Origin of the sequence: Pseudomonas putida, assembly GCA_041071465.1 — a bacterium.
GTDB lineage: Bacteria > Pseudomonadota > Gammaproteobacteria > Pseudomonadales > Pseudomonadaceae > Aquipseudomonas > Aquipseudomonas putida_P.
This window is the reverse complement of sequence record CP163498.1, coordinates 6259585-6282426: the sequence shown is the minus strand read 5'-3', so window position 1 is coordinate 6282426 and position 22842 is coordinate 6259585. Positions and strand designations below refer to the sequence as shown.

Here is a 22842-nt window from a genome sequence, read left to right as displayed (position 1 = left end):
GGCTTCATTGCTCGATGCCGGTGGCCGTGATCAGCGCCGGGTAGTGCCGCAGGCCCAGGCGATCGGCCAGGTCGTCGCCGGCCACGGGCGCGAGCGGCACGCCCGGCACCAGGGCGCGCAGCCGCGCCAGGCCCTGCGCGGTCTCGACGTTGACGACCAGGCCGACCGCGCCACGTTCGCGCAAAGCGGCGGCGCGGCGCTGCAACCAGGCCCGGGAAGCCTCGTCGTCGCCGATGACCACGAACGGCCGCAGGCCGGGCGCTTCGATCACCCGTCGCGCGACGGTGCCGGGCGTGAGCTTGGCGCTGCGCACCGGCAGCATCGCGGCTTCGTCCGCCCGTGTGGCAGGAACCTGGGGCGTCGGGATGGACGGCCGCGCCGGTGCGTTGGCGCGCGGCTGGAGATTCAGGGCTTCGTAGTACGGCAATGCCGACGTGCCGCCACGGTCCTCGACAACGATCAGTGGCTCGCCGGCACGCGAGGCCAGCGGCAGGCCTGACAGCAGCATGAGTAGGCCCGTGAACGCGAGATGGGCGGGATGGGGTTTCGTCATGGGGAGGTCTCCTGGCGCGCCGCGAGGACCGCGGCGGCTGGTCGCGTGCCCTGCACGCGGGCAAGGTGGCGCGACACGCTGCGCCGATAGCGGGCGGCGGGCTCGCCGCCTGCGGGGCGGTGGTAGCGGCCGATCGCCAGCAGCCAGTCCTCGCCGGGGGTGTGCTGCTCCTTCAGGATCTCGGCGGCAACGGCCAGGTTGCGATACGGATCCAGCAGGTCGCACGCGCCGGTAAAGCGGTGCTTGTGGTAGCCGAGGTTGATCTGGCCCAGGCCCGCATCAATGCGCGTGTGCGGCGTGGCGCGCATCGCCTGCTGCAGGCCAGCGCAGGCGTCGGCGCGCGTGGCGAAGCGGCGCGACTGGCCGGCGACGTTGAGGGACCACGGCCACGGCACCAGGCGCCCGTTGCGCCGGATGCCGCTCTCCTGCAAGGCCACGGCGTAGAGCACGGTCGAGGGGATGCCTGCGCGCTGGGCGGCAAGCTGGTAAGCCGGTGGCGGAACCTCCTGGGCCAGGGCGGCAACGGCATACAGGCCGGCAGTGAGCACCAGTGCGCGCAGGGGCATGGCTACGGCTGGCGCTGCCATTGGCCGTTCACTTCGCGCACGGCGGCGGGCAGATCGCCGGGCAGGCCCAGTGACAGCCAGCGGCCGCCGTCGTGGTTGAGCGTGATGCTGCCGGCGCGCACGCGCGCCGGGTCGATCTGCGCGCGCTTGGCCCAGTCGCGGATGCGCGCGTCATCCTGGCGGCTGCCCACCATGTACAGGTCGAACTCCGCGCCCGAGGATTGCAGGCGCTGCACGAGCTGTCCGCAGGCTGCGCAGCCGTCCTTGACGAACACCGCCATGCGGCCGCTGCCGCGCAAGGGACTGCTGGATGGGCCGGCGCCCGGCTTGTCGTCGGGCAGGTTCACGCGCTGCATCCCCGGATTCAGGCGCTGCCAGGCCTCGTCGTAGGCGCGCTGGTAGGCGAGCAGCTTCTCGACGCGGCGCGCTTCCACCTGCACCTGCAGTTCCGCATAGCGGCGCCGTTCTTCGTCCGTGCGAGCTTCGATGCCCAGGGCGGACAGCGGGTCCAGGTTGGGCGAGTAGATACCCAGCGGCCCATCCATCAGCTCGCGGTAGCGTGCCCATTCTTGTGGCTGCAAGCCCCATTCGGTTGCCACCCGGTCGTCCAGCACGCGGGCGGCCAGCGGGCGCTCCTGGCTCTGTGCGTTGCGCGCCGAGGTCGTTGCGGGCTGCTGCGCCCAGGCGGGCCATTGCGACGACGCCACCAGGACCGCGAAAAGGAGGATCGACGGCTTCATGGGGTGCTCCGGTCAGGGAATCGCCACGCGGCGGGTCTGGTTGCCGGCCTGGAACACTGCGGTGTTGCCCTCGATCGCCTGCAGGCGCCACGGGCCGACCGCATCCCCGGGCAGCAGCACCTGAAGTTGGGCGGGCGTGAAGTCCCCGATGCTCGGCGCGACGGACACGCTGCGCTGGCCGGCGCGCAGTTCGGCGCCGACGACGCGGAATGGCAGCGGCGGCAGCTCGGTCTTGGAGGCGGCGGACGTGCGCGATGCGCGCCGCTGGGCGGGTGCGGTGGCACGCGCGGCGGCTTGGCGCGCCTTGATCTGCTCGACCTCCGCGCGCAGCGCCTGGAGGTCGTCGGCCGCTGCGTAGCCACTGAGAGATTTCTCGACCTGGGCCGCGCGTGCTTCCAGAATCTGGCGGGTGTCTTTGAGGTCAGCGTCCGTCGCGACGGCCGGGCGCTGCTGGATGGCCTCGATCGTCTCGGCCAAGCCAGTTGCCTGCGCTTCCAGGCGTTGCAGGCGGGAATCCAGCCGCTCCTGGTCGGCCTGGTCGCTGAGGGCCTGGTAGCCCAGGGCCGCCAAGACGCTGAGGAAGATCAACCAGAGCCACATCAGGCTCTGCACCACCACGGCGGCGGTCGATCGCTGGGCAGGTTGCGGGGCGTTCATGGCTGGCCTCCCGAAACCATGGGTGCCAGCGGGAACGTCTGCACCGCCTCGGTGGCGGGTGGCTCGGATGGGGACTCGGCGACCGCGCGATCGCCGGGCCGCTCGAAGCAGATTTGCCGTGCGCGGTCATCCGCGTGCAGTTCCCAGGCCGGGCCAGCCAGCGTGAGCAGCGCATCGCGCAAGGTCATGGGGCCGAGGTGCAGGTGTACCGCCGGCAACGGCAGCGCGTACAGCTCGATCACGGCATGCGCGGTCTGGCACAGGCCATAGCCGCTGCGTTTGAGCACGTGCCGAAGCCCATCCCCGACCGTGGCGCGGGCATCCTCGGGCATGGACACGTCGATGGTCTGCAACAACAGGTCGCGCTGCGCCGCCATGGGTGCCAGTTCGACCAGTGTGTAGCGGGCGTAGCGCACGACCGGGATGTACTCGGAAGCCTCGGGTTCAGGCGCGGCCAAGACTTCCGCGATGGTGTCGGGCGCGACCGGCGCAGTCGTCGTCGCGCAGCCACCGGCCAGCACCGACCACAGCAGGCCGAGAAATCCCGCCAGAAGGCGGCGTTCGGGATAGTGAAACCACGGTGGAGAGGGGCACATAGCTCGGCGTCCTGAAACATCCAGCCCTCACCATCGCCGCTCAGGCCGCGAGCGGCAGCAAACAATGCGAACCAGGCAGCGTCCGATTTACCGGGAGCGGCAAAAAAAACGCCCCGAAGGGCCGTAAGTGGAACGTGTCATGCGGCGACAAGCTGCCGGGCCAGTGCGACCTCGACGGAATCACCGTCCTGGTTCAGGACATCGAGCCCGGATTCGGGCACGTCGCCCGAGGTGGACTGCGAGACCATGATCTTCTTGGCCATCAGCTCCAGGCAGGTCATCTGCGAGGAACCGGCGTAGCCGAGGTAGATCACACGCACGGGCTGCTTCTGCCCGATGCGCCAGGAGCGGCGTGCCGCCTGCTGGAGCGAGTACACGTTGTAGCCCGACTGCATGAACACGATCGTCGGGAACTCCAACAGGTCCAGCCCCGTCTTGACCAACTCGGGGTTGGTGATGAGCACGTCGATGCCACGGTCCAGTTGCTCGGCGATCCAGTCTTCGCGGCGGCTGGCATCCACGCTCGCGCGCAGCACCGCCACCTTGAAGCCTTCCTGCTCCAGCAACACCTTCAGGCGCGACGTGGTGTCGCGCGTGCCGGTATAGACCGTGTAGGCCAGGACCTTGCGGCCCTGCGCCTTCTCCTCTTTGCAGATGTCGATCAGCTCACGCTCCTTGGGGCTGATCTCGAACTCGTTGAACTGAGCCGGGACAAACGCCAAGGTGTTGCGCGTGCGCGGATGCACCACGGTCTCCGACCGGAAGCAGCAATCCGGCCAGGCCAGCAGCACGTTGAGGACCACACCCAGCAAGGTCGTATCGCGTCGCGCCAGAGCCTGTTTCAGCTCCGCGGTCAGCCGACCCGCCAGATCGCGGTAGGCCGCGGCTTGCGCCGTGTCCATCGCGACTTCACGGAACTCCTCGTCATACGGCGGCAGGACGTTGCCACCGATGTCCTTGAGCTTGAGAAAGATCGTGAACGGCAGGATGCAGCGCAGCACGCCCTTGGGGCCAAACCCCGGGGCCTTGACCGTGCGCACCGATACCTTGGTGCCCTTGGCCGTCTTGTGCGCCGTGCCGGTGCTCTCGGAGTAGATGTCCTTCAACACCCCGTGATCGCGCATGAACGCCATCGCAGCCGAGGTCATGCTGCCGCTCGTGGTCGGGCGGTAGCCGTCTTCGATCATCCGCCCCGGAAGGGCTCGGAACAGCAGGTGGAACAGGTCGTCCCCGTAGCCGCCCATCAACGTGCCGGTCAGCAGCAAGGTCTTGCGAGCCTTCGCCGCCAGCACGCCCATGGCCTGGCCCTGGGCACTGCCCCCGTTCTTGTACTCATGTGCCTCATCGGCGATGAGCAGGTCGAACGTGCCTTGCGGCAGGTAGCGTTTGATGAACTCGGACGGCTGATAGCCGCCCTCGCCAAAGCCGAACTCCATGTTGGCCATCGCACGTTCCATGCGCGTGGCCTGACGGTCGGAAAACACCAGCTCGCCGTTGCCATCCATGAGGTTGATGAACTCATGGATGTTGTCGCCGAGCATCGACGCCAGGAACCCGTCACCGAACTTTTGCATCAGCTTCTGCGCGGTGACCTCTCCGATGGTCGGTATGCGCTTTAAGGCTTTGAGCACGGCCGAGGACTGGTCGCTGCCGGACAGACTGCGCGGGCGGATCAGTGTCCACAGGGGCGCGGCGCAGTGGCCGCACTTCCTGCGGCACTCCTCGGCTTGGAGCGCGATCGGGTTGACCGGCTCGCCGTCGAGGTCGGTGATGACCGTGCCGCAGTCCGGGCAGGCCGCCACGTCGCCGTGGCGGGTGCGCCGCGTGGTGAAGACAGGCTTCCAGTGAAAGCCCATCCGCATCCTGACGCGCCCCAGGACGAAGAACTCCTGGCCCGTGGGCTGCACGCCCAACTGCTCGCGCAGCTTGATGAGCTTGACGAGCGTATCCGGCCCGTTGAGTACCCACACCTTGGCACCGGCCACCGTCTCCTGGATCTCGCGCCGCCACTTGTAAACCAGGTGGGGCGGCGACAGCACCAGAGTGCGGCGATAGCCTTCGGCGTTGAGCACGGCGGCCGTGGCAATGCCGACGGTCGTCTTGCCGCAGCCCATCTCGCCATTGACGATCGCAGCACGTTCGCCACGGTCGATCAGCAGCTCGGCGGCGGCGTGGACGACTTCGGCCTGGGCTGGGAACAGCTTGCGCTTGAGGCTGGCGACCACCAGTTGCCGGTGCGCCTGCGGTTGGCCGGTATAGACCGGCGGATTAGCGCTGTTGAGGGCGTCGAGTAGTTCGTCGCCGAACTCGCCGACAAAATCCTGAAGGCTCAGGGTCAGAGGGGAAGATTCCGCGTCGAGCAGTTCGCCCTGTACGGGCGCGGATTCAGCGGCAGTGGTTTCGAGATCGAGGGACATGGTGATGCTCCAAAGAAAAATGGGGCATGCACCACCCCCAGCGGGGCAATGGCATGCCCCGTGGTGGGAAGAGAATCGACGCGTGGCTGAGGGTGGTTGAAGGTGCTGGCCTGGGCGGCCCGCAGGTGAACCGTGCTCAGTCTTCGGACGGAAGCACGATGACGGTTGCGCAGCGCTGCGAATCGGTGACGATGCGAATGGCGAGCCCCGGATGGATCACGTAGTGCGATTCCAGCGACGCGCCCGATTGAAGCGCGCTGCTGTTCGTCTGCCATTGCTGGATGTTGACGTCGCCCCAGTCGCCACGGGTGTGGCGCCTGAAGTACGGGATCGGGTCCAGGCGACCCGCGCGGACCAGGCGGTCTACACCTCTGCTGAAGATGAGCGCCCCGATGGGGAACGCCAGCCGCTGGCAGTAGGTTTCGATGCGATGCGATGCCATGGGCTCCTCCTTGATGAGTCATTGAGCCACGACACCCCTGCCGGAGTGAAGTGGCTCCGTCAGGTGGATGAGGATGACGATGTGGGGCCTCAGATCAGGTCCCGCTCTTCGGGAAGCTGGACCACCGTGGTCTGGTGGTCCTCGCTGGTCTTGACGATCAGCGCCAGGTCCGGCGTGATCCTGAACTGCGAGATCATTAGGTTGTCCTGTTGGATCGCCACGTCGTTGGCTTGGCGTGTGGCCTCATCGATCTCGCCCCAGTCCCCGCGCACATGGCGCTGGACATAGGCCAAGGGGTCGATCAGGCCTCGCCGGGCCAGCCAATGCACCTTCTCGCTCAACTTCAACGTACTCGGTGCGAACAACGGTTGCTTGTGCGGCGCAGGCCGCTTGAACGGATTGGGGATCATGGTGTTTCTCCTTCGAGTTGGTACAGCAGGACGGCAGCGCGTCCGGTGGATCAGCGAATGGTCAACACCTCGCCCCGTGTCGCGGAGCCAGGTGTCATGTCCCACGCGCGGATGACGGGAACGAACTTGTCGGTGAGGATGCGGGTCTCGGCGATGGAGCCGTCTTCGCGTTCGGTGAACTCCCGCTGGAGCGTCTTGTCCTTGTGGGTGTCACCTTTGACGACGAGCACGCGCCCGGTCTTGGAGCGCACAACCCCCGAGATCGCACCCGCGGCCAGAGCCAGGGCGAGATGCCAGCGGGACAAGGCCCGCGCCGGTGGACGCAGCGATTGCTGCGCAGCCCCCAGGTGCGTGTCCTGCGATGGCCACAAGCCTTGCAGCCTGCCAACCTCATCGGCGAACTGCTCGGGCTCCATCGTCACGCGGAAGAAATGCTCTGGCTCGGCCGGGCTGGCGGGGACGATGTACGGCAGGAACGGCCACTCGCTCGGCAGTTCCTCGGCTTCGACTTCGCCTTGCCCTACCTGCAACAGCAGATTGCGCACGGCCTTGACGCCATCGGGCACCTGCTCGCGCTGGCGCACCCGGCGTCCGAAGATCACCACCTGCTTGAACTGCGTCTCCACCGCTCGGTAGATGCGCAGGTCCGTGTAGTGGCGCGTCAGCCAGCCGACCAACTCCGCGTCGAGCACGTAGCCGGGGACGATGAAAACCAGCACGCCGCCGTATTGCAGCAGCGAGAGCGTGCGCTGGTAGAACAGCTTTTCAAGGCGGGCACGGCCCTGGCCCTGATAGCCGATGTTGCCGTTGACGTCCTTGGACAGGTCCCCATACGGCGGGTTGAGCCAGAGCAGCCCGAAGGACTGCTTGGAGACCATCGTGTCCATCAGGTCCGCGTGCAGGCAGTGATCGACCAGGCCGCGGGCATGGCGCGCCCGCTCCGCGTCGAACTCGACGGCGAACGCCTTTGCCTGCTCGCGCCCGAGGGCATGGGCGGCTTCGGCGATCGCCACGCCTTCGCCGGCGCAGGGATCGAGGATGCACATCGGCCCGTCGCTGGGCATCAGTGCGTTGAGCGCTCTTTCGAGCGTGGGTTCGTCGGTCGGGAAATATCCGTTCTTGACGAAATTGCGGGCGAGCCGCGGGAACATGAGGGCCATGGAAGTCTCCTGGTTGGCGGGGATGAAACACGGAAGTACGCCAAGGCGTGCCTCCGAGGGTGGGTCAAGCCGCTACCGCTTCCGGCGTCCAAATCTTGGCCGGATACGGATAGGCGGTGAGCGCGTCGCTGCGGATCAGGGAGCCGAGCGCCAGGGTCAGCGCCGGCACGTCGATGGCGAGCCGATGGCCTTCCAGCGGCCCGAGGGCGAACGGAAGGCGGGCCAGCATCTCGCGGGTTTGCAGCAGTTCCAGCACGGTCTCGCGCCAGTGATCGAGCAGCGGCAACGGGCAGGTGTCCCGCACCAGCATCCACAGGCGGTCAAGCCTGTGGGCGCTGTCGCGTGGCAGCAGTGCCAATGCGCTGGCGTTGGCCTTGTCGGGCTTGACGCAGCGCCGGTCGAACAGCCACACGTTGGACAGCGAGCCGAACAGCGTCCGCCGGTACGCGCGCGTGATGCGCTTTTCCAGGCGATCGACGTTGCCGATGAATACCGGGACGCTGCCGCCCTGGTCGGTGATGACGTGGAACTGGTCCAGTCCCTGCTCGTCGCGCCCGAGGGTCAGGCGAGCGAGGAACTGCTGGACGGCGGTGTCCCGCGCCCAGATGGACAGGAAGATCAGGTTGCCCTGGTCATCGCCGACGCAGGCGTCGGCCATCACGTCCGGGCATTCGTCGATGCGGTACAGCGTGGAAGAAGTGTTTGCGGGCATGGTGGTGTCCTCGGATGAACGGGAACAGCACCGCCCGCTGGGGCAAGTACTGCCCCAGGGGGTGGAAGAAAACCGCTCAGTCCGGCTCGAACTGCCGGGTGTGCGGGTTGAAGTGAAGCGGCTCGTCCGCCGAAGTGATCGGCGTGAAGCCTTCCAGGTAGATGTTGTTGAGGTACTGGTCGCGGTAGGTCAGTGCCTGCCGTGCCTGGTCCTCGGTGAGGCCGTTGTCGATGAAGTACGCCAGCATTTCCTCGTCGGAGGACACTTCGTCGTTGGACAAACTCCCTTCAACGAGTGCCAGCAACGAGGGCGGAAGCGTTGCCAGGATCGGGTCCATGTCGGTTCCTCCTGGCTCAGGCCATCGACGCCGCGGCGGATGCCGCGGATGCCGTGGGTGTGCGCCGCCGGGCGTGGTAGGCGCGAACGCCTGCACGCCAGTCGGCGGACTGCTCCGGTGCGAGGTCCAGATAGGACAGCGGGCACGTGTAGTAGTACGGGTGCATGGACTCGTCCAAGGACTTGTAGCCCCACTGGCCGCCGCTTCGTTCAAGCAGATCGCAGCGGATGTAGCGCAGGGACTGGCCCGGTGCGAGATCACGATGCACGCCTTCGACCTTGGCGGTCACTTCGGCGACGGACCACAGCACGTTGCCGCGCAGGGTGTGAGCGATGACCTTGACGCTGGCGCGCTCGGTCTCTTGCGGTGCGATCAGTTCCGCGATCAGTTCGGACCGCGATTGGTTTGAGAAATACCAGCCCATGAGAGGCCTCCTCGAAAAGTTGAGCTGAAGGCCTCCCCGTGGGGAAGAACCCCCAGCGGGTGATGGAATGCCGCATCTGCGGCGAAGGAACCTATGCGTCGCCCTCAATCCCAGTCGTCATCGTCTCGATCACAACCGGCCGGGCAGTAGCCGAACTCGATCCCGTGCGAGCAATAGCCATGCTCCGCATTCCAGTCCTGGGTTTCCTGCCGTTCGGCAGGTGTTGCGTAGTCCCATTCCTGGGCCGCGATTTCGAGAGCCTGAGCACGTTGCTCATCCGGCAAACGATTGGCCTGTGCGTCGATCGCCGAACTGAAGAGCGTCACGTAGTGGTCGTAGGACAAGCCGCAACCGCGCTGGGCGTGTGCGGCGGCCGCTTTGCAAAGGTCCCGCCACGCGGGTTCATCCAGCGTTGAACGCGGGGTATCGCAAGCGATGGTGGACATGATGGAGACCTCCAGAAAATGGCCAGGGCCTCCCCCGCATGGGAAAGGAACCCCGGCGGGTGGATGAAGAACACCGCGCATGCGGCGTCTGCGATCACGCAGGTTTTGGTTCGGCCTGGCGGCTCCACTCCTGCGTCTTGAAGTCCAGCGCGTAGCCCAGCTCGCCCAGGCGGGCGATCTGCGCGCGCAGGGTGCGGCGGTCGATGGTCGAATCCAGTTTCACGGACTCGCCCAGCGGCCACAGCAGGCCGAAGAGCGCGGCGTCACCGTCTTCGGTGCTGCCGGGGGCAGCGGCCGTAGCAGGCGGTGGCGCATCCACGCCGAAGGGCGTGGTATCGACCAGCGGGTCCGCGGACGCCTGCACGGGTGCGGGCTTGGCGGGCCTGGACGCTTTGGTGGGCTTGGCCGGCGTTGCCGCAGGCTGCGCCCCTTGCTCTTCATCGAGCGGATCGACGTCCTGGGTGGCGAAGCTGCGGGCTTCGTCGCGGCTGAGTTTGTCGATGCCGTTGAGCGTCATGCCGTCGAGGCTGGCACGGATCTCGAACCGCATGCCGCCGCCGACCGGATAGGACTTCGGGAAGATGTACCTGATGATGAATTCCCCGTCGTACTTGCCTTCGGGGTACTGCTCCAGCTCCGGGTCTTTGACCTCGAAAGTACCGAGGTGCGTCGCGAGGCGGCCAACCGTGAACGGGCCGTTCTTGCCGCGGATGGTACGCAGCGTGAGCTGGCCGGGGACGACGATGGGCGCAACAGATTTCTCGGAAGCCGATGGGGTTGCCATGATGGTTCTCCTGATGATGAATGACGGGCCGCCGACGGCACCCGGTGGATGAGAGGAAATGGCCTCGCCCGAGGTGGGCGAGGTCCGCGTGGCATCACGCCTTGAGCTGGCGCATGCCTTCGGCCAGCAGCCACAACGCCCGGTTCAGGCGCAGGTTCTGGTCGATGCCTTGCACCGGACGGGTGCGCTGATTGCGGCCGTTGGCCGTGCGTCCGTTCAGGCCCCCTTTGACTAGGTTCTCCTGGACGCGGTTGAAGACGGCCCACAGGTCGTTCTTGCGGTCGTCCCATCGCCGAGGGGCCAGCAGTTGGCTCTCGGTGACAGGCGTGGACTTGGCCGGATCGTCGTACTTGAGTGCGAGCGCAGAGTTCGCAAAGACCTCCGCTTCGCCCTCATCGAGGGTGATGGTGCGCATCGCATCGCGCGCGTTATGCACGCGCTCGAAACCTTCGAGGACTCCGTAGGCACCTTCGATCACCTGGCTGGCCACGTCGCCCTTGTGGGGAACGCGGATGTCTGCGGTGGTGTCACCGCAAACCAGGCCGTTGTGGCAGACGAACCGGAACATGCCGGCGAGCATCTGATAGCTGCTCGTGCCGTCATGGCTGTTGAGCAGGATGATCTCGTTCGCCTCGTCGCCGTTGATCTGGCTTGCATGGCGAAGTCGGATGAGGTGCTTCGTGTACTCGCGCCGGTCTTCGTTGCGCACGCGCGTCTGACACACCATGAAGGGCTCGAAGCCCTCCTGGCGCAGCTTGGTCAGCACGGTCGAGGTCGGTATGTAGGCATACCGATCGGACCGGCTCCCATGTGGAGCGTCGGCGAAGATCGACGGAACGACGGCACGAATGCGGTCGTCCGAGAGTGGGCGATCAGAGCGCAGGATCGGGGATTGCGGAGCAAAGCGGGATACCAGAGACATGGCTGATCTCCTTTGAGAAATTCGACAACCGCGTGGCCGTGAGACCACGCGGAACTCGGGGATGAAATGCGCAAGCACGCGTCCTGGGGACGCGGCGTACGTGGGGAGGAAAAGCGACAAGGCCCCGTGAGAGGCCGTGCCGGATCAGAACGAAGCAGCCAATGCCGGCTCCTGCTCCTGGACTTGCGCCTCGGGCTCGCGCTCGGCGGGCTCGGTGGCCGTGTCGATGGCATCGTCGGCTTCGGACGCGGATGCGTCTTCGGCCGGCGGCGCCTCGGCTTGCGCCTGGCTCGTCGGATAGACCTGGGTGCCGTCGATCTTGATGAGACCGATGTGGACCAGCGTCGATTCCAGGCTGGCGGCCGGTTCCCCGGCGTGCTCACCCTTGGTGCGGATGTACGGATCGATCTTCATGTCGTTCAGACGGAAGGCGATCAGCACCTTGCGGTCACCCTCGACGGCCTGAACGCACCGGCGAACCAGGTGCTCGGCTTCCGGGGTGGCGACGATGGTGTCGAAGTACCGATACTCCGGTTCATCGACAGGCCCGGCCAGTGCCGCGACGGTGCAAGAGAGGAACGAGTCGCCAGCTTTTGGGGTGACGTCCTTCACACGATTGAGATAGCCGATGCCGCGGGTGATCAACTCGTGCTGCTCGATCGAAGCCAGTTCGGCCCGGTCGATCAGTTCGGCCTTGAGCAGTCGCGCCTTGAGGGACGCGGCGGCCTGACCCTTCTGCTCACCCTTGTCGCGGATGTACACATCGCCCCACAGGTCACCGAGGCGAAAGCGCACCAGCGGGCGCTGCTTGGGATCGTCAACGCCGATGTAGCGCTGAACGAGCTTCTTGGCCTCGGCACCCGAGACCTTGACGTCGAAGTAGCGGTAGCTGGGGTCCCGGGCGGGGCCGACCAGCGCGGCGATGGTGCATGCCAGGAAAGGCTGCGCACGGCGGCCGCCCCGGACGGGCACTTCACGGACACGCTGGATGTAGCCGATGCCCGAGGTGTGGAGGTCGAAATACGATTTCTCGTTGGACGTGGTGTTCATGGTGAATCTCCATTGGGATGAAGCGGAGACACACCGGCCCACGCATGCGGGGAAGGTGCGTGACCCCGCGGTGGGTTGATAAGGCGAAAGCATCCGCCACCAGAGGCTGGTGGCCGCTCGCGGAAGGATGCGGTGCGAGCTGGCTCGGTCACGCAGTGGGAACTGCGCCGCAACCTCGAAGACCGATGGTTGCCTGGCATGTCGCTGACGACGTCAGCAGGCATGGGGCCAGCATGGCGGGGCCTCGCGCGCGCGGCAGCAATCAATCGGCACCCGGGCGCTTCCCTTTGTCCGCGCCACCCGGCGCCTGTCACAGGCACTTGGCGCCGCGCAGGTGCTCGGGGGTATCGGCGCGCGGACGGCCGGGACGGCTCCAGGCGCCGCCACCGCGCGCGCCGATCAGCCGCCAGCCGGCGGCGCGCAGGCTGGCGCCACCTTCGTCGGGCATGGTGTAGGTGAGCAGGCGTATGTAGCCCAGCGCCCTTGCCGCCTGCCAGGCCGCGCCGTAGAGCTTGCTGCAGGCGCTGGGTGTGCCGTCGGTGCACAGCCGCGTGACTTCCAGCGTCCAGGTGCCGCGCGACCGGGCGGCCGACAATGGCCACGCCGTGGATCAGGTCGCTGTCGCTCAGCGTGACGGCCAGGGCGAACTTCGCGCCCTGGACCGGGCGGTGGTGGCGATGGTGCGACAGAACGAATGCATTGGCCGTGCGCAGCGACACCGGTAGGAGGTGCAGCCTCGGCGAGGTCGATGGCGTGTTCATGCGGTTGTCTCCGGTGGCATGCCGGCGTTGTGGCCGGCGGGGCGTGCCTCGGCGGCTGGAGACAAACGCGCACGCGCGGCGATGGCGGCGGTGCGAACAAAAGAAGGCCCCCGATGCGGGGGCTGCGAGGCGGTTGCCGCGTCAGGCGGGAGGCACCACTGCTAAGGACAGGTGCGTGGCGGTGGCGGAAAGCACGAGATCGTCCGCCGAGTGCTGGAGGCGCGTGAACAGGCCGTCCTTCGGGTCGAAATACTCCGCGAAGTCATCGCCGCCCAGCTCGCGGCCGGCGAGGTGCCACCAGTCATCGAACGGGTCGGTGTCCGGGTTGCATCCGACGGCGTAGGCGAGCAGTGCCTGGCGCCCATCCGGGCGACGCTCCCCACGCTCGGCGAGGAAGTACACGCCCTGATCCTTGACCAGGACAATGCGGCACTGATTGGGGACGTCTCAGAAAACGGAAAAAATCGTACGCTAAGCCGGTTGCAGCGGTCGTAGCGGCCTGAACTTGCCCGCGCCGATCTTGGCGCTGCTGCGCCAGAGGTAATCGCCGGTCAGGTTGATGTGCTCCCAGCCCAGCGGCGACAGGTACTGCAACAGGGCGTCATCGACAGTCTGGCCGTGACCGCGTAAGGCGTTTGAGGCCCGTTCCAGATAGACCGTGTTCCACAACACTATGGCCGCCGTCACCAGGTTGAGGCCGCTGGCCCGGTAGCGCTGCTGCTCGAAACTGCGGTCGCGGATTTCGCCCAGCCGGTTGAAGAACACGGCGCGGGCTAGCGCGTTGCGGGCTTCGCCCTTGTTCAGTCCGGCATGCACGCGGCGGCGCAGCTCGACGCTTTGCAGCCAGTCCAGGATGAACAGCGTTCGCTCGATGCGGCCCAGCTCGCGCAGCGCCACGGCCAGGCCGTTCTGGCGCGGGTAGCTGCCGAGTTTCCTGAGCATCAGCGAGGCCGTCACCGTGCCCTGCTTGATCGAGGTGGCCAGCCGCACCTTGGCGTTGATCGCCTTGCCGGACGCCTGGAACTGCTGCTGATGCTTGTGCTTGGCAGCGTTGAACAGCTTGCCCAGGATGCGGTCGTGCAGGTCGATGATTTCGTCGGTGACGGTGGCCATGCCCTCGATGGCGAGCGCACCAGGGTCGCGTAGCGGCGCTGTGCCTCGAACTTGGCCAGATCGGCGGGCGTCATCTGGCCGCCTTCGCGGGCGATCTTGAGCAGGCGGTTCTGGTGCACCGACCGCTCGATGCCGGAAGGCAGGTCGAGCGCCTGCCAGGCTTTGAGGCGCTCGATGTGTTCGAGTATGTGGCGCGAGTTCGGCTTGACGGGCGACTGGCGCAGCCAGGCCAGCCAGGTCGTCTTGCCGTTGTCGTGGCGCTTGAGCAGATCGTCGAGGCGGTGCCGGTGGGTGGCCGACAGGGGATCGGACAAGGCCGCGTAGATGCGGCGGTTGGCGCGGCTGTAGGCGTTCATCGAACACCTCCCTTTTCCTCATCCGGCGCAACAGGACAGTTGCTTCACGTCCTTGTTGAAGGTCTGCGCCGCGAGCTTCAGTCCCTCGACCATGGTCAGGTAGGGGAACAACTGGTCGGCCAGCTCCTGCACGGTCATCCGGTGGCGGATCGCCAGCGCGGCCGTCTGGATCAGTTCGCCCGCTTCCGGCGCGACCGCCTGTACGCCGATCAGCCGCCCTGAGCCAGCTTCCGCCACCAGCTTGATGAAGCCGCGCGTGTCGAAGTTGGCGAGCGCCCTCGGCACGTTGTCGAGCGTCAGCAGCCGGCTGTCGGTCTCGATGCCGTCGTGGTGCGCTTCCGCCTCGCTGTAGCCCACGGTCGCCACCTGCGGATCGGTGAACACCACCGCCGGCATCGCCGTCAGGTCCAGCGCCGCGTCGCCGCCGGTCATGTTGATCGCGGCGCGCGTGCCGGCCGCCGCCGCCACATAGACGAACTGCGGCTGGTCGGTGCAGTCGCCGGCAGCAAAGATGTGCGGTGCGCTCGTGCGCATGGCGCGGTCGATGACGATGGCTCCCTGCGCATTGACTTCGACGCCTGCCGCTTCAAGGTTCAGGCTGCGCGTGTTCGGCGCGCGACCGGTGGCGACCAGCAGCTTGTCGGCGCGCACTTCCCCCTGCCCGGTGGTGAGCACGAATTCCCCGCCCGCATAGGCAACGTGGCTCGCCTGGGTGTGGTCCAGCACCTCGATGCCCTCGGCGCGGAAGGCGTCTGTTACGGCTTCCCCGATGGCCGGGTCTTCTCGGAAGAACAGCGTGCTGCGCGCCAGGATCGTGACCTGGCTGCCCAGCCGGGCGAAGGCTTGCGCCAACTCGACCGCCACCACGGAGGAACCAATCACGGCCAGCCGCTCGGGGAGCGAGCTGCTTTCCAGCGCCTCGGTGGAGGTCCAGTGGGGTGTGTCCGCAAGGCCCGGGATTGGCGGAAGCGCCGGGCTCGCGCCGGTGGCAATCAGGCAGCGGTCGAAGTTCACCTCGTGCGTGCCGCCGTCAGCGGTCGCCACGGTCAGCGTGCGCGTGTCCCTGAACCGGGCCTCGCCGCGCAGCACGGTGATGGCCGGAGTGCTTGCCAGGATGCCTTCGTACTTGGCATGGCGCAGCTCCTCGACGCGGCCTTGTTGCTGGGCCAGCAGCCGCTCGCGCAGTACAGCGGGCGCTGCGGCCGGCAGGCCAGCATCGAACGGGCTTTCGCGGCGCAGGTGGACGATGTGCGCGGCGCGGATCATGATCTTGGACGGCACGCAGCCGACATTGACGCAGGTGCCGCCGATGGTGCCGCGCTCGATCAGCGTGACGCGGGCGCCTTGCTCCACGGCCTTCAAGGCAGCCGCCATCGCCGCGCCGCCGCTGCCTATCACAGCCACGTGCAGCGCTTGTTCACCGCCAACATGCTTCGTTTCGCCACCGAGCCAGCCCAGCGCCTTGTCTAGCAGGCCGGCAGGCTTGTTCGGCGTGTCGGTAAGCCGTGCGCGATAGCCGAGCGTGGCCACTGCGGCAACCAGCGGGGCCACGCTCACGCCTGCATCCGCCTCGATTTCGGCCTGCCGCTGCGGATAGGACACCGAGGCCGCGCGCACGCCGGGCACGTTCGTCAAAGCCTGCTGGACGTGCTCGGCGCACGACGTGCAGGTCATGCCTTCGATGTGGAGGGTGATCGCCTCGGCCATGATTACGCCCTCACTGCTTGACGCTGGACGGGTAACCCGCGTTTGCGGTGGCCTTGGTCAAGGCGTCGGCATTGGTCTTGGCCTCGTCGAAGGTGACGACGGCCTCCCGCTTCTCGAAGCTGACTTCGGCCTTCTCGACGCCGGCGACCTTGGACAGAGCCGTCTTGACCGTGATCGGGCACGCGGCGCAGGTCATGCCGGGCACCGACAGGGTGACGGTCTTGGTGGCAGCCCAGGCGGGCGCGCTTAGAGCGGCGGCCAGGGCGATGAGGGTGGTGAGGGTGGTGAGTTTCTTCATGGTGATCTCCTTTCAGTAGAACAGCGGCAGGACGTAGGGAAACGCGAGGGCAACCAGAACCAGGGCGGCCACGATCCAGAAGATCACCTTGTAGGCAGTCCGCACTTGGGGCACGGCGCAAACGTCGCCGGGCTTGCAGGCATGGGCTGGTCGGAAGATGCTGCGCCAGGCGAAGAACAGCGCGATGAGCGCTGCGCCGATGAAGATCGGCCGATACGGCTCCAGCACGGTCAGGTTGCCGATCCACGCGCCAGAGAAGCCGAGCGCGACCAGGACAAGGGGGCCGAGGCAGCAGGCCGAGGCGAGGACGGCCGCGACGCCGCCGGTCGCCAGTGCGCCGCAGCCGTTCTTGGGTTCCGACATAAGGTTCTCCTTCCGGGACTTCGCTTGATGCTGTAACGTTACTTCCGTAGTCAACTACGGAGTCAAGCGCCATGGAGAACGCTCAAGAGAATCTGACCATCGGGGCCTTCGCCAAGGCAGCCCGGGTCAACGTGGAGACGATCCGCTTCTATCAGCTCAAGGGCTTGCTACCCCAGCCGGAGCGGCCCTACGGTCGCATCCGCCGCTACGGGCAGGCGGACGTGGCGCGGGTGAAGTTCGTGAAGTCAGCCCAGCGCCTGGGATTCAGCCTGGATGAAGTCGGCCAGCTCCTGAAACTGGAGGACGGCACCCATTGCAGCGAGGCGGCCGAACTGGCTGCTCACCGGCTGGCCGATGTGCGCGCACGCATGGCGGACCTCACGCGGATGGAAGAGGCCCTGTCGACGCTAGTGAGAGAGTGCAACGCGCACCATGGCAATGTTTCCTGCCCGTTGATCGCAGCTTTGCATTGCTGCTAAAGGGCCCACTTCGGCTCTTAGCGTACGATTTTTTTCCGTTTTCTGAGACGACCCCTGATTGGCGATGGCTTCGGTCAGCACGGGGCGCAGGTCAGCGCCTTTGAATCGCAGTGACATGGATGAAATCTCCTGTGTGGAAGAATGAGAAAGGCCTCCATCCGATGGGATGAAGGGCCTGTAGTGCACGCGGCCGGAACGGCTGGAACGCCGTGGCGGATGCCTCGGGTCAGCCGCAGGACCGCCCGGTTTCGCTGCGGGGCGTCATGCCGGGACGGCCTGGCGCTTGCGGGCCGCTTTCGCGTCGAGGATGCTCACGTCGATCTGGCGCCAGCGCCCGTCGTCGATGAGCCTCTCCAGCACTTCGCCGAGCATGTCGAAATACACCTCGTCGTGCCGATCGACCAGTTCGACCGATTCACCGTTCTGACGGTGCAGTTCCACCACGTAGGTGTCTCCGCCGCGGTCGTAGAGGATCGTCACCCGGCCCTCGAACTTCGCGGTCGAGACCGTGAAGCTGATCGCCGGCGGGGTCTCGATGATCTTGGAGGGCGTGGGATCGACCCAGGTGAAGTCGCGGGCACCGGCATCCACCAGCATGTGGGTGATGCGCCGGAAGCGATCGGGGGCCGGCATCTCCTCCAACTGCTCGATGAGCTGGCCCAACTCCATGCACTGCGGCGTGGGAATGGGCAGCTTGGCCGGCGCCGAGCCGAGGATGTGCCTCGTGATGGTGTACGGCGTGCCGTCCGAAGTCTCCTCGGTGATGACCTCCGGCGTGTCCGCGCGCAGTCCGTCGAAGCGACGACGGGCATAGGGTTGGACATGCACCTTGGCGCCTTCGGCAGGAACCGTGGTCACCAGGCTGGGATCGAGCACCGCGAACTCGGAAGGCTTGAGCTTGACGACGATGGCATCGTCGGTCGCGGCGACCACCTTGCCGTCGAAGGGTTGGGGGTCGATGGCGAAGCCCAGCGTTGAGGACAGCGGCTGATCATCGAACACGCGGTACTTGAACGACCGCACGTTGCGGGGCACATGGCCTGCGACCAGCGAAGGCATCATGGATTTGATGAGGGAACGATCCATGGGGAAACTCCTTGAGGAAAAACAAGGGATTCCCCGCCCGCAAGGGAGAGGTCCCTTGTGGGTGGCGTGGATGGACGCGGTAGGTCCGTAGGAAGAAACGACCAGCACGGTTTCCCGCGCTTGCAGCCTCGAAGGTCTCGACTGCCTGGGCATGTGCCGGCAACGCCGACGAACATGGGGCAAGCATGGCCCTGGGGCGGTCTGCCTGCCCGCAGGAAACGGCACCGCACCACAACCGTTTTCCTGTGCTGCGGGCAAGAAAAAGCCCCTCGAAAGGGGCTGGAGGAATCAGGCTTGGTACACGAAGTAGTGCTCGCGCTGACGCGGAAAGAACACGTGTTTCCACGTGTCGCCGCTTGTGTTGCCACCGTCGAAGACGACCATTTCGTAGTCGTCCACGTCGGTGTCCACCAGGTCGGCGCTGGCGATATGGCGCATGTGCAGCGTGCCGCTCATGCGCTCGAATACCAGGATCTGGCCGATGGCATCTTCCTGGCTCATGGCGTTGACGCAGGCTCCGAGTTGGTGCTCGAAGTCGGATGCGGGTGTGATGAGGTCGGGGAACATGGGATCGCTCCTGTGAAAGTGCGCCGGCCCGGCTCTCTGGCGGGAGACCGGGCCGGCATGCGGTGAGGACAAGGAAGGCCGGGGATGTGTGTGGCAGCTATTCGCCGGCCAGCGATAGGCCCGGCAACACGGGTGCGTCGGCATCGAGGATGAGGATGCGCACGTCGGCCTGGCCGGCCAGTTCAAGGATCTGTGCCAGCTCGTCCGGCATGCCCTTGCTGCGGTGCTCCTGCCGAAGCTGCTCGGCGGCGATCCCCTCGACGTCCTGCAGGTGCTGGTCCGTCCAGGGCGTGGAGATCAGCTTGACGCCGATCGCCGGGCTGTAGGGAATCCGGAACGCGATGAACAAAAAGGCCTCCGGCGTCGCGAGGTCAGCCAGGTTGGCCAGGTACTGGCCGGTTTCGCGGCTGATGTGCGCGCTGCTGATTTCCCAGCACCGGCTGTAGTAGCCGGTCTCGAAGCTCAACCGCTGCACGACTTCCCGTGCGGCCTCGGCCGAATAGGTGTCGCCAATGTGGACGGGGCGGCCGTCGAAGTCGTCGCCGTGGATCGCGTACACCACGGCACCCACCATGCCTTCGCCGCTGCCCCCTTCAGCCGCGTCGCATTCGGCGATCAGTGCGGCGCCGACAGGTTCGGTGCCAGTCCTGACCACCGCGAAGTCGCTGGTGATGATGCAAGGAGAAGAAACCAGCGCCGCGTCGCAGAGGTGCTGCTGGCTCGGGTGGATGTTTCGCCAAACATGCGGGCTTCCGTCCTCGTAGCTGATGGACAGCGTGCGGACGATTTTCAGATTCCAGTAGCCGCGTAGAAAGGGATTGGGATTCTGGGACATGGGATTTCTCCAACAGAATAATGATGGAGCAAATCCCCGCCACCGGGAATTGACCCCGGTGGGTGGAAAGAAAGGAAACAGCGTCAGGTGACGCTGATCGTTGGCGTTTGGGCCAATCGCTCGGCGACGCGCCGGCGCAAATTCATGCGGAATGGCTCGTCGCTGACGCCCGCCAGCAGATTGATGGTCTCCAGCGCGATCAGGGCCGAAGCCTCTTCGATGTCGGCGGCCACAATGGTCTTGCGCAATTGGTCGCCGAGCTGGAGGGCCTGGGAGGAGGAGCTGATGAAGCGGACCTCGCGGCTCAGGTAGCAGCCGTTGCCGCCGAACTCGAACAGCCGCGGCTTGCTGCAGTACCAGCAGCCCTCGAACTGGATGGCGGTCAGGTGGTGCCCGTCATCGAACCGGGTGGCGATCAGAAACAATGCGTCGAGATCGGCGGTGTCCTCGAACGAATGACGGTCGATCAAGTTCCCCAGCTCTTCGTCCTCATCGGCACGGAAGTGCACGGCGAGCAGTTCGAGCAGCGGCGGGATCGACAGCCCTTCGTCGTCCGGCATCGGAATACCGAGTTGCGTGGCCAGGTCTTCCAGGCCATCGAGCACGTCCGGCCATTGCGGATTGGTGGTCTCGGCGATCTGGGCGATGTAGGCCTGCCCGTTGCCGGGGTGGCTCTCGTCCAGCGCGAAGGCGCCGAACAGCGCCTGGATGACGGGCGTCACACGGTCGAGCACGAGAACGCCGGTGGCTTCGTAGTAGTTGTTGGCCATGAAGGCTCCTTTCGATGAATGAACGGAGCCAGCCCTTGCGGACGATGGCATCCGCAGGGGAAACCGCCTGATGCCGGATGGCGCTGGGCGGGAGAAACGCGAGGGACATGGCCTCGAACGAGGCGCATGTCCCTCATGGGGTCCCGTGAACGCAGTGATGAAGGTGTGCCAGGGACCGGCTCACCAACCGCTGTAGTTCAGCAGCAGGTCGGCGATCACCTGGCGACGTTGCAGATCGAGACCATCGAAGTCCGACAGTCCTTGGAAGTGGCAGCGCTTGAGCATGGCACCGCCCTCGCGCGCGTTGTAGAAGCTGAACATGGCGGACAGGAACATGCGTTCCCCGCTGCTCAGGACGCCGAGTGCGTCGTTGGCACGCAGCATGTCGGGACGCAGATCCCACTTGCTCTTTGCCTGGTTCAGGCCTTCGCGCGTGCCGTCGCCAAACCATTGCGGGCCTGCGATCTCGACGCCGCGCTTCCAGACCTCGAAGAAGGCTTGGGGCGCGGCGGCGAAATGCTGCTCTTCCCGCATGATCTGATCGACGACTTCCTGGGGCAAAAGCTGGTTCATGACGTGGTTCCTCCAGTTGGATCAGGGTGTGGCGAGCTGGGACCAGCCGCCTCTTTCGAGGGCACGTTGAGCCGCGGCATAGCTGCGGAAGTACTGGCAGGATTCCCGCGAAACGGGACCTTCTGTATCGCGCGTGCCGATGTAGTGGCCGGCGGCGCTATGCAGGATTTCGAGCGGCAGGAACTTGCCGCAATGGATCAAGGCCAACTGGCCGAAAGAGGCTTGCTGGGACATGGACGGGCTCCTTGGAAAAAGCGGGGCCTCGTCCCTCACGGGATGGCAGCTCCCGCACGCGGTTGAGAAAAAAGCATCGGCGTCACGGGTGACGCGCGTCCGCAGACTCGATGCGATGGCGGACTGGCGGGTAGCGCGGAAAGAATCCGCGGCAGCCTGGAAACTCTGGCTGCTGGCATGGTGCTGACGAATCAGCGACACATGCGGGCAGCTTCATGCGCGAGGCGAGCCGCGTCAGCCGGAAATCGGCATTTGCAACAGCCCCGATTGGCGAACGCGGAAAAAGAAAGCCCCGCAATAAGTGCGGGGCTGTCAGGAGGATGAGGCGAAACTGGGTCAGCGAGGCCTGTCGCCCAGTACATGCTGCTTCCACAGGGCGAATGCCTCGTCCGGTCCCAGCTCTGCGAGGATGACGATGGGCTGGCCCCGACGGGCACGCAGCGATGCGAAATACGCTGGCCGGTCGGCGATGGCGTTGAGCTTGATGCCCTTTAGGAACAGCAACTGGCGGGGGCGAACTTTGGTGGTAACGCAGGCATGATTGCGCTTGTTTGGGCAAAAGGGCCAGCGAAGCGGGCGGACACGGCCAGAAAACCGCGACGAACTACTTGTACTTGCCAGGCGAGGCGAACGGGTGACATCAGCATATCGCTATGCGGTAAAGAAGACCGTCCTAAAGCTTGCAGGATCCCGGCATAGCTTCATCATCACCTCTCCGTGACGGCTCATTGGAACGAAAAAGGCCAGCATCGCCGTGATGGACTTTCATAATTGCCAGGTCAACTGGCTTGCGTGCTGTTTATTCACAGCAAGGCATTGCGACGTCGTTGCAGCAATCGCCGCCATCGCAACAGGGCGTTGCAGCAAAAGCGGCGGTGGGCGCTAGCATGAGGGCCAAGCCGCGGCCGCTCATGCTGGGGGCCGTTCTCTTCAGATTGGTGTCCTGCACCGTGTGCATTGCGAATTTCCGGATCGTCCCAATGTCACTGGGACTCCTTTGTGGCGGCCGGGTTCTCCACGCTCATGAACGACTGGGCCACCAGCGCGATCGCCCCGCCCACGATGGCCATGTCAGCGATGTTGAAGGCGGGCCAGTGCCAGCCGTGCAGGTGAAAGTCGATGTAGTCGATAACGTGCCCGCGCGTGGCGCGGTCGAACGCGTTGCCCAATGCGCCGCCCAGAATGAGGCTGTACGAAAGGCCTTCCGTTTTGCGCAGCGGCCGGGAGAGCAGCCATGCGAGCCATGCCGATATTGCGAACGCGATCGCCAGAAAAAACCACCGCTGCCAGCCGCCCGCGCCAGCAAGGAAGCTGAACGCCGCGCCGGGATTGAGAGCGTGAACTAGGTTGAAGAATGACGCCACCTCGTGCGACCAACCCAAGGGAGTTGTCGCGTCAATGTAGCTCTTAGCTGCCTGATCGCCGGCGAATATAACGATCGCGAGTGAGTACCACTGCGTCTTGCGAAGAGATGGTTCATCCAT

Annotated in this window: 28 protein-coding genes and 3 pseudogenes; 1 reads left to right on the top strand and 30 read right to left on the bottom strand. The window is 65.8% G+C overall.

What is annotated here, in order from left to right:
• Nucleotides 1-4: 4 nt before the first annotated feature.
• The 22 genes and pseudogenes from AB5975_28870 to merT all read right to left on the bottom strand — a co-directional run bounded on the left by AB5975_28870 (nucleotide 5) and on the right by merT (nucleotide 16814).
• Entirely contained in the window at nucleotides 5-553 is a 549-nt protein-coding gene (locus AB5975_28870; protein ID XDR20379.1) for an integrating conjugative element protein, read from the bottom strand.
• Complete coding sequence (locus AB5975_28865) at nucleotides 550-1140, bottom strand: transglycosylase SLT domain-containing protein (GenBank protein XDR20378.1); 591 nt, start codon at nucleotides 1138-1140, stop codon at nucleotides 550-552. Before AB5975_28865 ends, AB5975_28870 begins: the two co-directional genes overlap by 4 nt.
• A complete protein-coding gene (locus tag AB5975_28860; GenBank protein XDR20377.1) occupies nucleotides 1122-1859 on the bottom strand; it encodes a TIGR03759 family integrating conjugative element protein in 738 nt (245 codons plus the stop codon). The genes AB5975_28865 and AB5975_28860 overlap by 19 nt, the downstream gene beginning before the upstream one ends.
• Nucleotides 1860-1871: 12 nt before the next feature.
• Nucleotides 1872-2516 (bottom strand): hypothetical protein, encoded by a 645-nt coding sequence (locus AB5975_28855; GenBank protein XDR20376.1) that lies wholly within the window; start codon nucleotides 2514-2516, stop codon nucleotides 1872-1874.
• The gene (locus AB5975_28850) at nucleotides 2513-3112 is read right to left on the bottom strand and encodes a PilL N-terminal domain-containing protein (protein XDR20375.1); all 600 of its coding nucleotides are present in this window, start codon (nucleotides 3110-3112) and stop codon (nucleotides 2513-2515) included. Before AB5975_28850 ends, AB5975_28855 begins: the two co-directional genes overlap by 4 nt.
• 137 nt (nucleotides 3113-3249) lie before the next feature.
• The gene (locus tag AB5975_28845; GenBank protein XDR20374.1) at nucleotides 3250-5529 is read right to left on the bottom strand and encodes a helicase-related protein; all 2280 of its coding nucleotides are present in this window, start codon (nucleotides 5527-5529) and stop codon (nucleotides 3250-3252) included.
• 136 nt (nucleotides 5530-5665) lie between these two features.
• A complete protein-coding gene (locus tag AB5975_28840; GenBank protein ID XDR20373.1) occupies nucleotides 5666-5971 on the bottom strand; it encodes a hypothetical protein in 306 nt (101 codons plus the stop codon).
• An 89-nt stretch (nucleotides 5972-6060) separates the two neighbouring features.
• Entirely contained in the window at nucleotides 6061-6381 is a 321-nt protein-coding gene (locus tag AB5975_28835) for a methyltransferase (protein ID XDR20372.1), read from the bottom strand.
• Between the two features lie 50 nt (nucleotides 6382-6431).
• Nucleotides 6432-7565 (bottom strand): DUF6094 domain-containing protein, encoded by a 1134-nt coding sequence (locus AB5975_28830; protein ID XDR23054.1) that lies wholly within the window; start codon nucleotides 7563-7565, stop codon nucleotides 6432-6434.
• A 40-nt stretch (nucleotides 7566-7605) separates the two neighbouring features.
• Nucleotides 7606-8253: a hypothetical protein gene (locus AB5975_28825; protein XDR20371.1), complete on the bottom strand. Its 648-nt coding sequence runs from the start codon at nucleotides 8251-8253 to the stop codon at nucleotides 7606-7608.
• A gap of 76 nt (nucleotides 8254-8329) precedes the next feature.
• The gene (locus tag AB5975_28820; protein ID XDR20370.1) at nucleotides 8330-8590 is read right to left on the bottom strand and encodes a hypothetical protein; all 261 of its coding nucleotides are present in this window, start codon (nucleotides 8588-8590) and stop codon (nucleotides 8330-8332) included.
• 16 nt (nucleotides 8591-8606) lie between these two features.
• Nucleotides 8607-9014: a hypothetical protein gene (locus AB5975_28815; GenBank protein ID XDR20369.1), complete on the bottom strand. Its 408-nt coding sequence runs from the start codon at nucleotides 9012-9014 to the stop codon at nucleotides 8607-8609.
• Nucleotides 9015-9118: 104 nt separating this feature from the next.
• A complete protein-coding gene (locus AB5975_28810; protein ID XDR20368.1) occupies nucleotides 9119-9460 on the bottom strand; it encodes a hypothetical protein in 342 nt (113 codons plus the stop codon).
• A 94-nt stretch (nucleotides 9461-9554) separates the two neighbouring features.
• Complete coding sequence (locus tag AB5975_28805; protein ID XDR20367.1) at nucleotides 9555-10244, bottom strand: DUF3275 family protein; 690 nt, start codon at nucleotides 10242-10244, stop codon at nucleotides 9555-9557.
• 94 nt (nucleotides 10245-10338) lie between these two features.
• Nucleotides 10339-11166, bottom strand: a complete 828-nt coding sequence (locus AB5975_28800; GenBank protein ID XDR20366.1) for a DUF932 domain-containing protein — start codon at nucleotides 11164-11166, stop codon at nucleotides 10339-10341.
• 144 nt (nucleotides 11167-11310) lie between these two features.
• Entirely contained in the window at nucleotides 11311-12216 is a 906-nt protein-coding gene (locus tag AB5975_28795; protein ID XDR20365.1) for a DUF3577 domain-containing protein, read from the bottom strand.
• A gap of 310 nt (nucleotides 12217-12526) precedes the next feature.
• Nucleotides 12527-12977 (bottom strand): annotated as a pseudogene (locus tag AB5975_28790) (XF1762 family protein).
• Between the two features lie 141 nt (nucleotides 12978-13118).
• Nucleotides 13119-13403 (bottom strand): DUF3085 domain-containing protein, encoded by a 285-nt coding sequence (locus AB5975_28785; protein ID XDR23053.1) that lies wholly within the window; start codon nucleotides 13401-13403, stop codon nucleotides 13119-13121.
• Nucleotides 13404-13448: 45 nt separating this feature from the next.
• Nucleotides 13449-14440 (bottom strand): annotated as a pseudogene (locus tag AB5975_28780) (Tn3 family transposase).
• 24 nt (nucleotides 14441-14464) lie between these two features.
• Nucleotides 14465-16153 carry a mercury(II) reductase gene (gene merA / locus AB5975_28775; protein XDR20364.1) on the bottom strand — a complete coding sequence of 563 codons (1689 nt, stop codon included), beginning with the start codon at nucleotides 16151-16153 and terminating at the stop codon, nucleotides 14465-14467.
• Nucleotides 16154-16163: 10 nt separating this feature from the next.
• Nucleotides 16164-16451, bottom strand: a complete 288-nt coding sequence (gene merP, locus AB5975_28770) for a mercury resistance system periplasmic binding protein MerP (protein XDR20363.1) — start codon at nucleotides 16449-16451, stop codon at nucleotides 16164-16166.
• A 12-nt stretch (nucleotides 16452-16463) separates the two neighbouring features.
• Complete coding sequence (gene merT, locus AB5975_28765; GenBank protein ID XDR20362.1) at nucleotides 16464-16814, bottom strand: mercuric ion transporter MerT; 351 nt, start codon at nucleotides 16812-16814, stop codon at nucleotides 16464-16466.
• A 71-nt stretch (nucleotides 16815-16885) separates the two neighbouring features.
• Between merT and merR the strand changes: the two genes are divergently transcribed.
• On the top strand, nucleotides 16886-17293 hold the full coding sequence (merR, locus tag AB5975_28760; protein ID XDR20361.1) for an Hg(II)-responsive transcriptional regulator: 408 nt from the start codon (nucleotides 16886-16888) through the stop codon (nucleotides 17291-17293).
• A gap of 261 nt (nucleotides 17294-17554) precedes the next feature.
• On the opposite strand, the gene AB5975_28755 is transcribed toward merR, so the two are convergent.
• The 8 genes and pseudogenes from AB5975_28755 to lspA form a co-directional block, all read right to left on the bottom strand.
• Complete coding sequence (locus tag AB5975_28755; GenBank protein ID XDR20360.1) at nucleotides 17555-18379, bottom strand: GTPase; 825 nt, start codon at nucleotides 18377-18379, stop codon at nucleotides 17555-17557.
• Nucleotides 18380-18667: 288 nt separating this feature from the next.
• Complete coding sequence (locus AB5975_28750; protein XDR20359.1) at nucleotides 18668-18946, bottom strand: uridylate kinase; 279 nt, start codon at nucleotides 18944-18946, stop codon at nucleotides 18668-18670.
• A 97-nt stretch (nucleotides 18947-19043) separates the two neighbouring features.
• Nucleotides 19044-19781, bottom strand: coding sequence for an ABC transporter substrate-binding protein (locus tag AB5975_28745; protein ID XDR20358.1), 738 nt, complete (start codon nucleotides 19779-19781; stop codon nucleotides 19044-19046).
• An 83-nt stretch (nucleotides 19782-19864) separates the two neighbouring features.
• Nucleotides 19865-20551, bottom strand: a complete 687-nt coding sequence (locus tag AB5975_28740) for a hypothetical protein (protein ID XDR20357.1) — start codon at nucleotides 20549-20551, stop codon at nucleotides 19865-19867.
• 180 nt (nucleotides 20552-20731) lie between these two features.
• Nucleotides 20732-21124 (bottom strand): hypothetical protein, encoded by a 393-nt coding sequence (locus tag AB5975_28735; GenBank protein XDR20356.1) that lies wholly within the window; start codon nucleotides 21122-21124, stop codon nucleotides 20732-20734.
• Nucleotides 21125-21145: 21 nt separating this feature from the next.
• On the bottom strand, nucleotides 21146-21358 hold the full coding sequence (locus tag AB5975_28730) for a hypothetical protein (protein XDR20355.1): 213 nt from the start codon (nucleotides 21356-21358) through the stop codon (nucleotides 21146-21148).
• Between the two features lie 336 nt (nucleotides 21359-21694).
• Nucleotides 21695-21877, bottom strand: a pseudogene (locus tag AB5975_28725) (hypothetical protein).
• Nucleotides 21878-22341: 464 nt separating this feature from the next.
• A complete protein-coding gene (gene lspA / locus AB5975_28720) occupies nucleotides 22342-22842 on the bottom strand; it encodes a signal peptidase II (protein XDR20354.1) in 501 nt (166 codons plus the stop codon).

Coding starts and splice junctions, on each gene's coding strand:
- AB5975_28740 (XDR20357.1), bottom strand. CDS start 20,551: ATGGCCAACAACTACTACGAAGCCACCGGCGTTCTCGTGCTCGACCGT.
- merR (XDR20361.1), top strand. CDS start 16,886: ATGGAGAACGCTCAAGAGAATCTGACCATCGGGGCCTTCGCCAAGGCA.
- AB5975_28845 (XDR20374.1), bottom strand. CDS start 5,529: ATGTCCCTCGATCTCGAAACCACTGCCGCTGAATCCGCGCCCGTACAG.
- AB5975_28730 (XDR20355.1), bottom strand. CDS start 21,358: ATGTCCCAGCAAGCCTCTTTCGGCCAGTTGGCCTTGATCCATTGCGGC.
- AB5975_28840 (XDR20373.1), bottom strand. CDS start 5,971: ATGGCATCGCATCGCATCGAAACCTACTGCCAGCGGCTGGCGTTCCCC.
- AB5975_28800 (XDR20366.1), bottom strand. CDS start 11,166: ATGTCTCTGGTATCCCGCTTTGCTCCGCAATCCCCGATCCTGCGCTCT.
- merA (XDR20364.1), bottom strand. CDS start 16,153: ATGGCCGAGGCGATCACCCTCCACATCGAAGGCATGACCTGCACGTCG.
- AB5975_28860 (XDR20377.1), bottom strand. CDS start 1,859: ATGAAGCCGTCGATCCTCCTTTTCGCGGTCCTGGTGGCGTCGTCGCAA.
- AB5975_28850 (XDR20375.1), bottom strand. CDS start 3,112: ATGTGCCCCTCTCCACCGTGGTTTCACTATCCCGAACGCCGCCTTCTG.
- AB5975_28835 (XDR20372.1), bottom strand. CDS start 6,381: ATGATCCCCAATCCGTTCAAGCGGCCTGCGCCGCACAAGCAACCGTTG.
- AB5975_28795 (XDR20365.1), bottom strand. CDS start 12,216: ATGAACACCACGTCCAACGAGAAATCGTATTTCGACCTCCACACCTCG.
- AB5975_28745 (XDR20358.1), bottom strand. CDS start 19,781: ATGTCCCAGAATCCCAATCCCTTTCTACGCGGCTACTGGAATCTGAAA.
- AB5975_28820 (XDR20370.1), bottom strand. CDS start 8,590: ATGGACCCGATCCTGGCAACGCTTCCGCCCTCGTTGCTGGCACTCGTT.
- lspA (XDR20354.1), bottom strand. CDS start 22,842: ATGGATGAACCATCTCTTCGCAAGACGCAGTGGTACTCACTCGCGATC.
- AB5975_28805 (XDR20367.1), bottom strand. CDS start 10,244: ATGGCAACCCCATCGGCTTCCGAGAAATCTGTTGCGCCCATCGTCGTC.
- merT (XDR20362.1), bottom strand. CDS start 16,814: ATGTCGGAACCCAAGAACGGCTGCGGCGCACTGGCGACCGGCGGCGTC.
- AB5975_28855 (XDR20376.1), bottom strand. CDS start 2,516: ATGAACGCCCCGCAACCTGCCCAGCGATCGACCGCCGCCGTGGTGGTG.
- AB5975_28865 (XDR20378.1), bottom strand. CDS start 1,140: ATGGCAGCGCCAGCCGTAGCCATGCCCCTGCGCGCACTGGTGCTCACT.
- AB5975_28755 (XDR20360.1), bottom strand. CDS start 18,379: ATGGATCGTTCCCTCATCAAATCCATGATGCCTTCGCTGGTCGCAGGC.
- AB5975_28825 (XDR20371.1), bottom strand. CDS start 8,253: ATGCCCGCAAACACTTCTTCCACGCTGTACCGCATCGACGAATGCCCG.
- AB5975_28735 (XDR20356.1), bottom strand. CDS start 21,124: ATGAACCAGCTTTTGCCCCAGGAAGTCGTCGATCAGATCATGCGGGAA.
- AB5975_28815 (XDR20369.1), bottom strand. CDS start 9,014: ATGGGCTGGTATTTCTCAAACCAATCGCGGTCCGAACTGATCGCGGAA.
- AB5975_28810 (XDR20368.1), bottom strand. CDS start 9,460: ATGTCCACCATCGCTTGCGATACCCCGCGTTCAACGCTGGATGAACCC.
- AB5975_28750 (XDR20359.1), bottom strand. CDS start 18,946: ATGTTCCCCGACCTCATCACACCCGCATCCGACTTCGAGCACCAACTC.
- AB5975_28870 (XDR20379.1), bottom strand. CDS start 553: ATGACGAAACCCCATCCCGCCCATCTCGCGTTCACGGGCCTACTCATG.
- merP (XDR20363.1), bottom strand. CDS start 16,451: ATGAAGAAACTCACCACCCTCACCACCCTCATCGCCCTGGCCGCCGCT.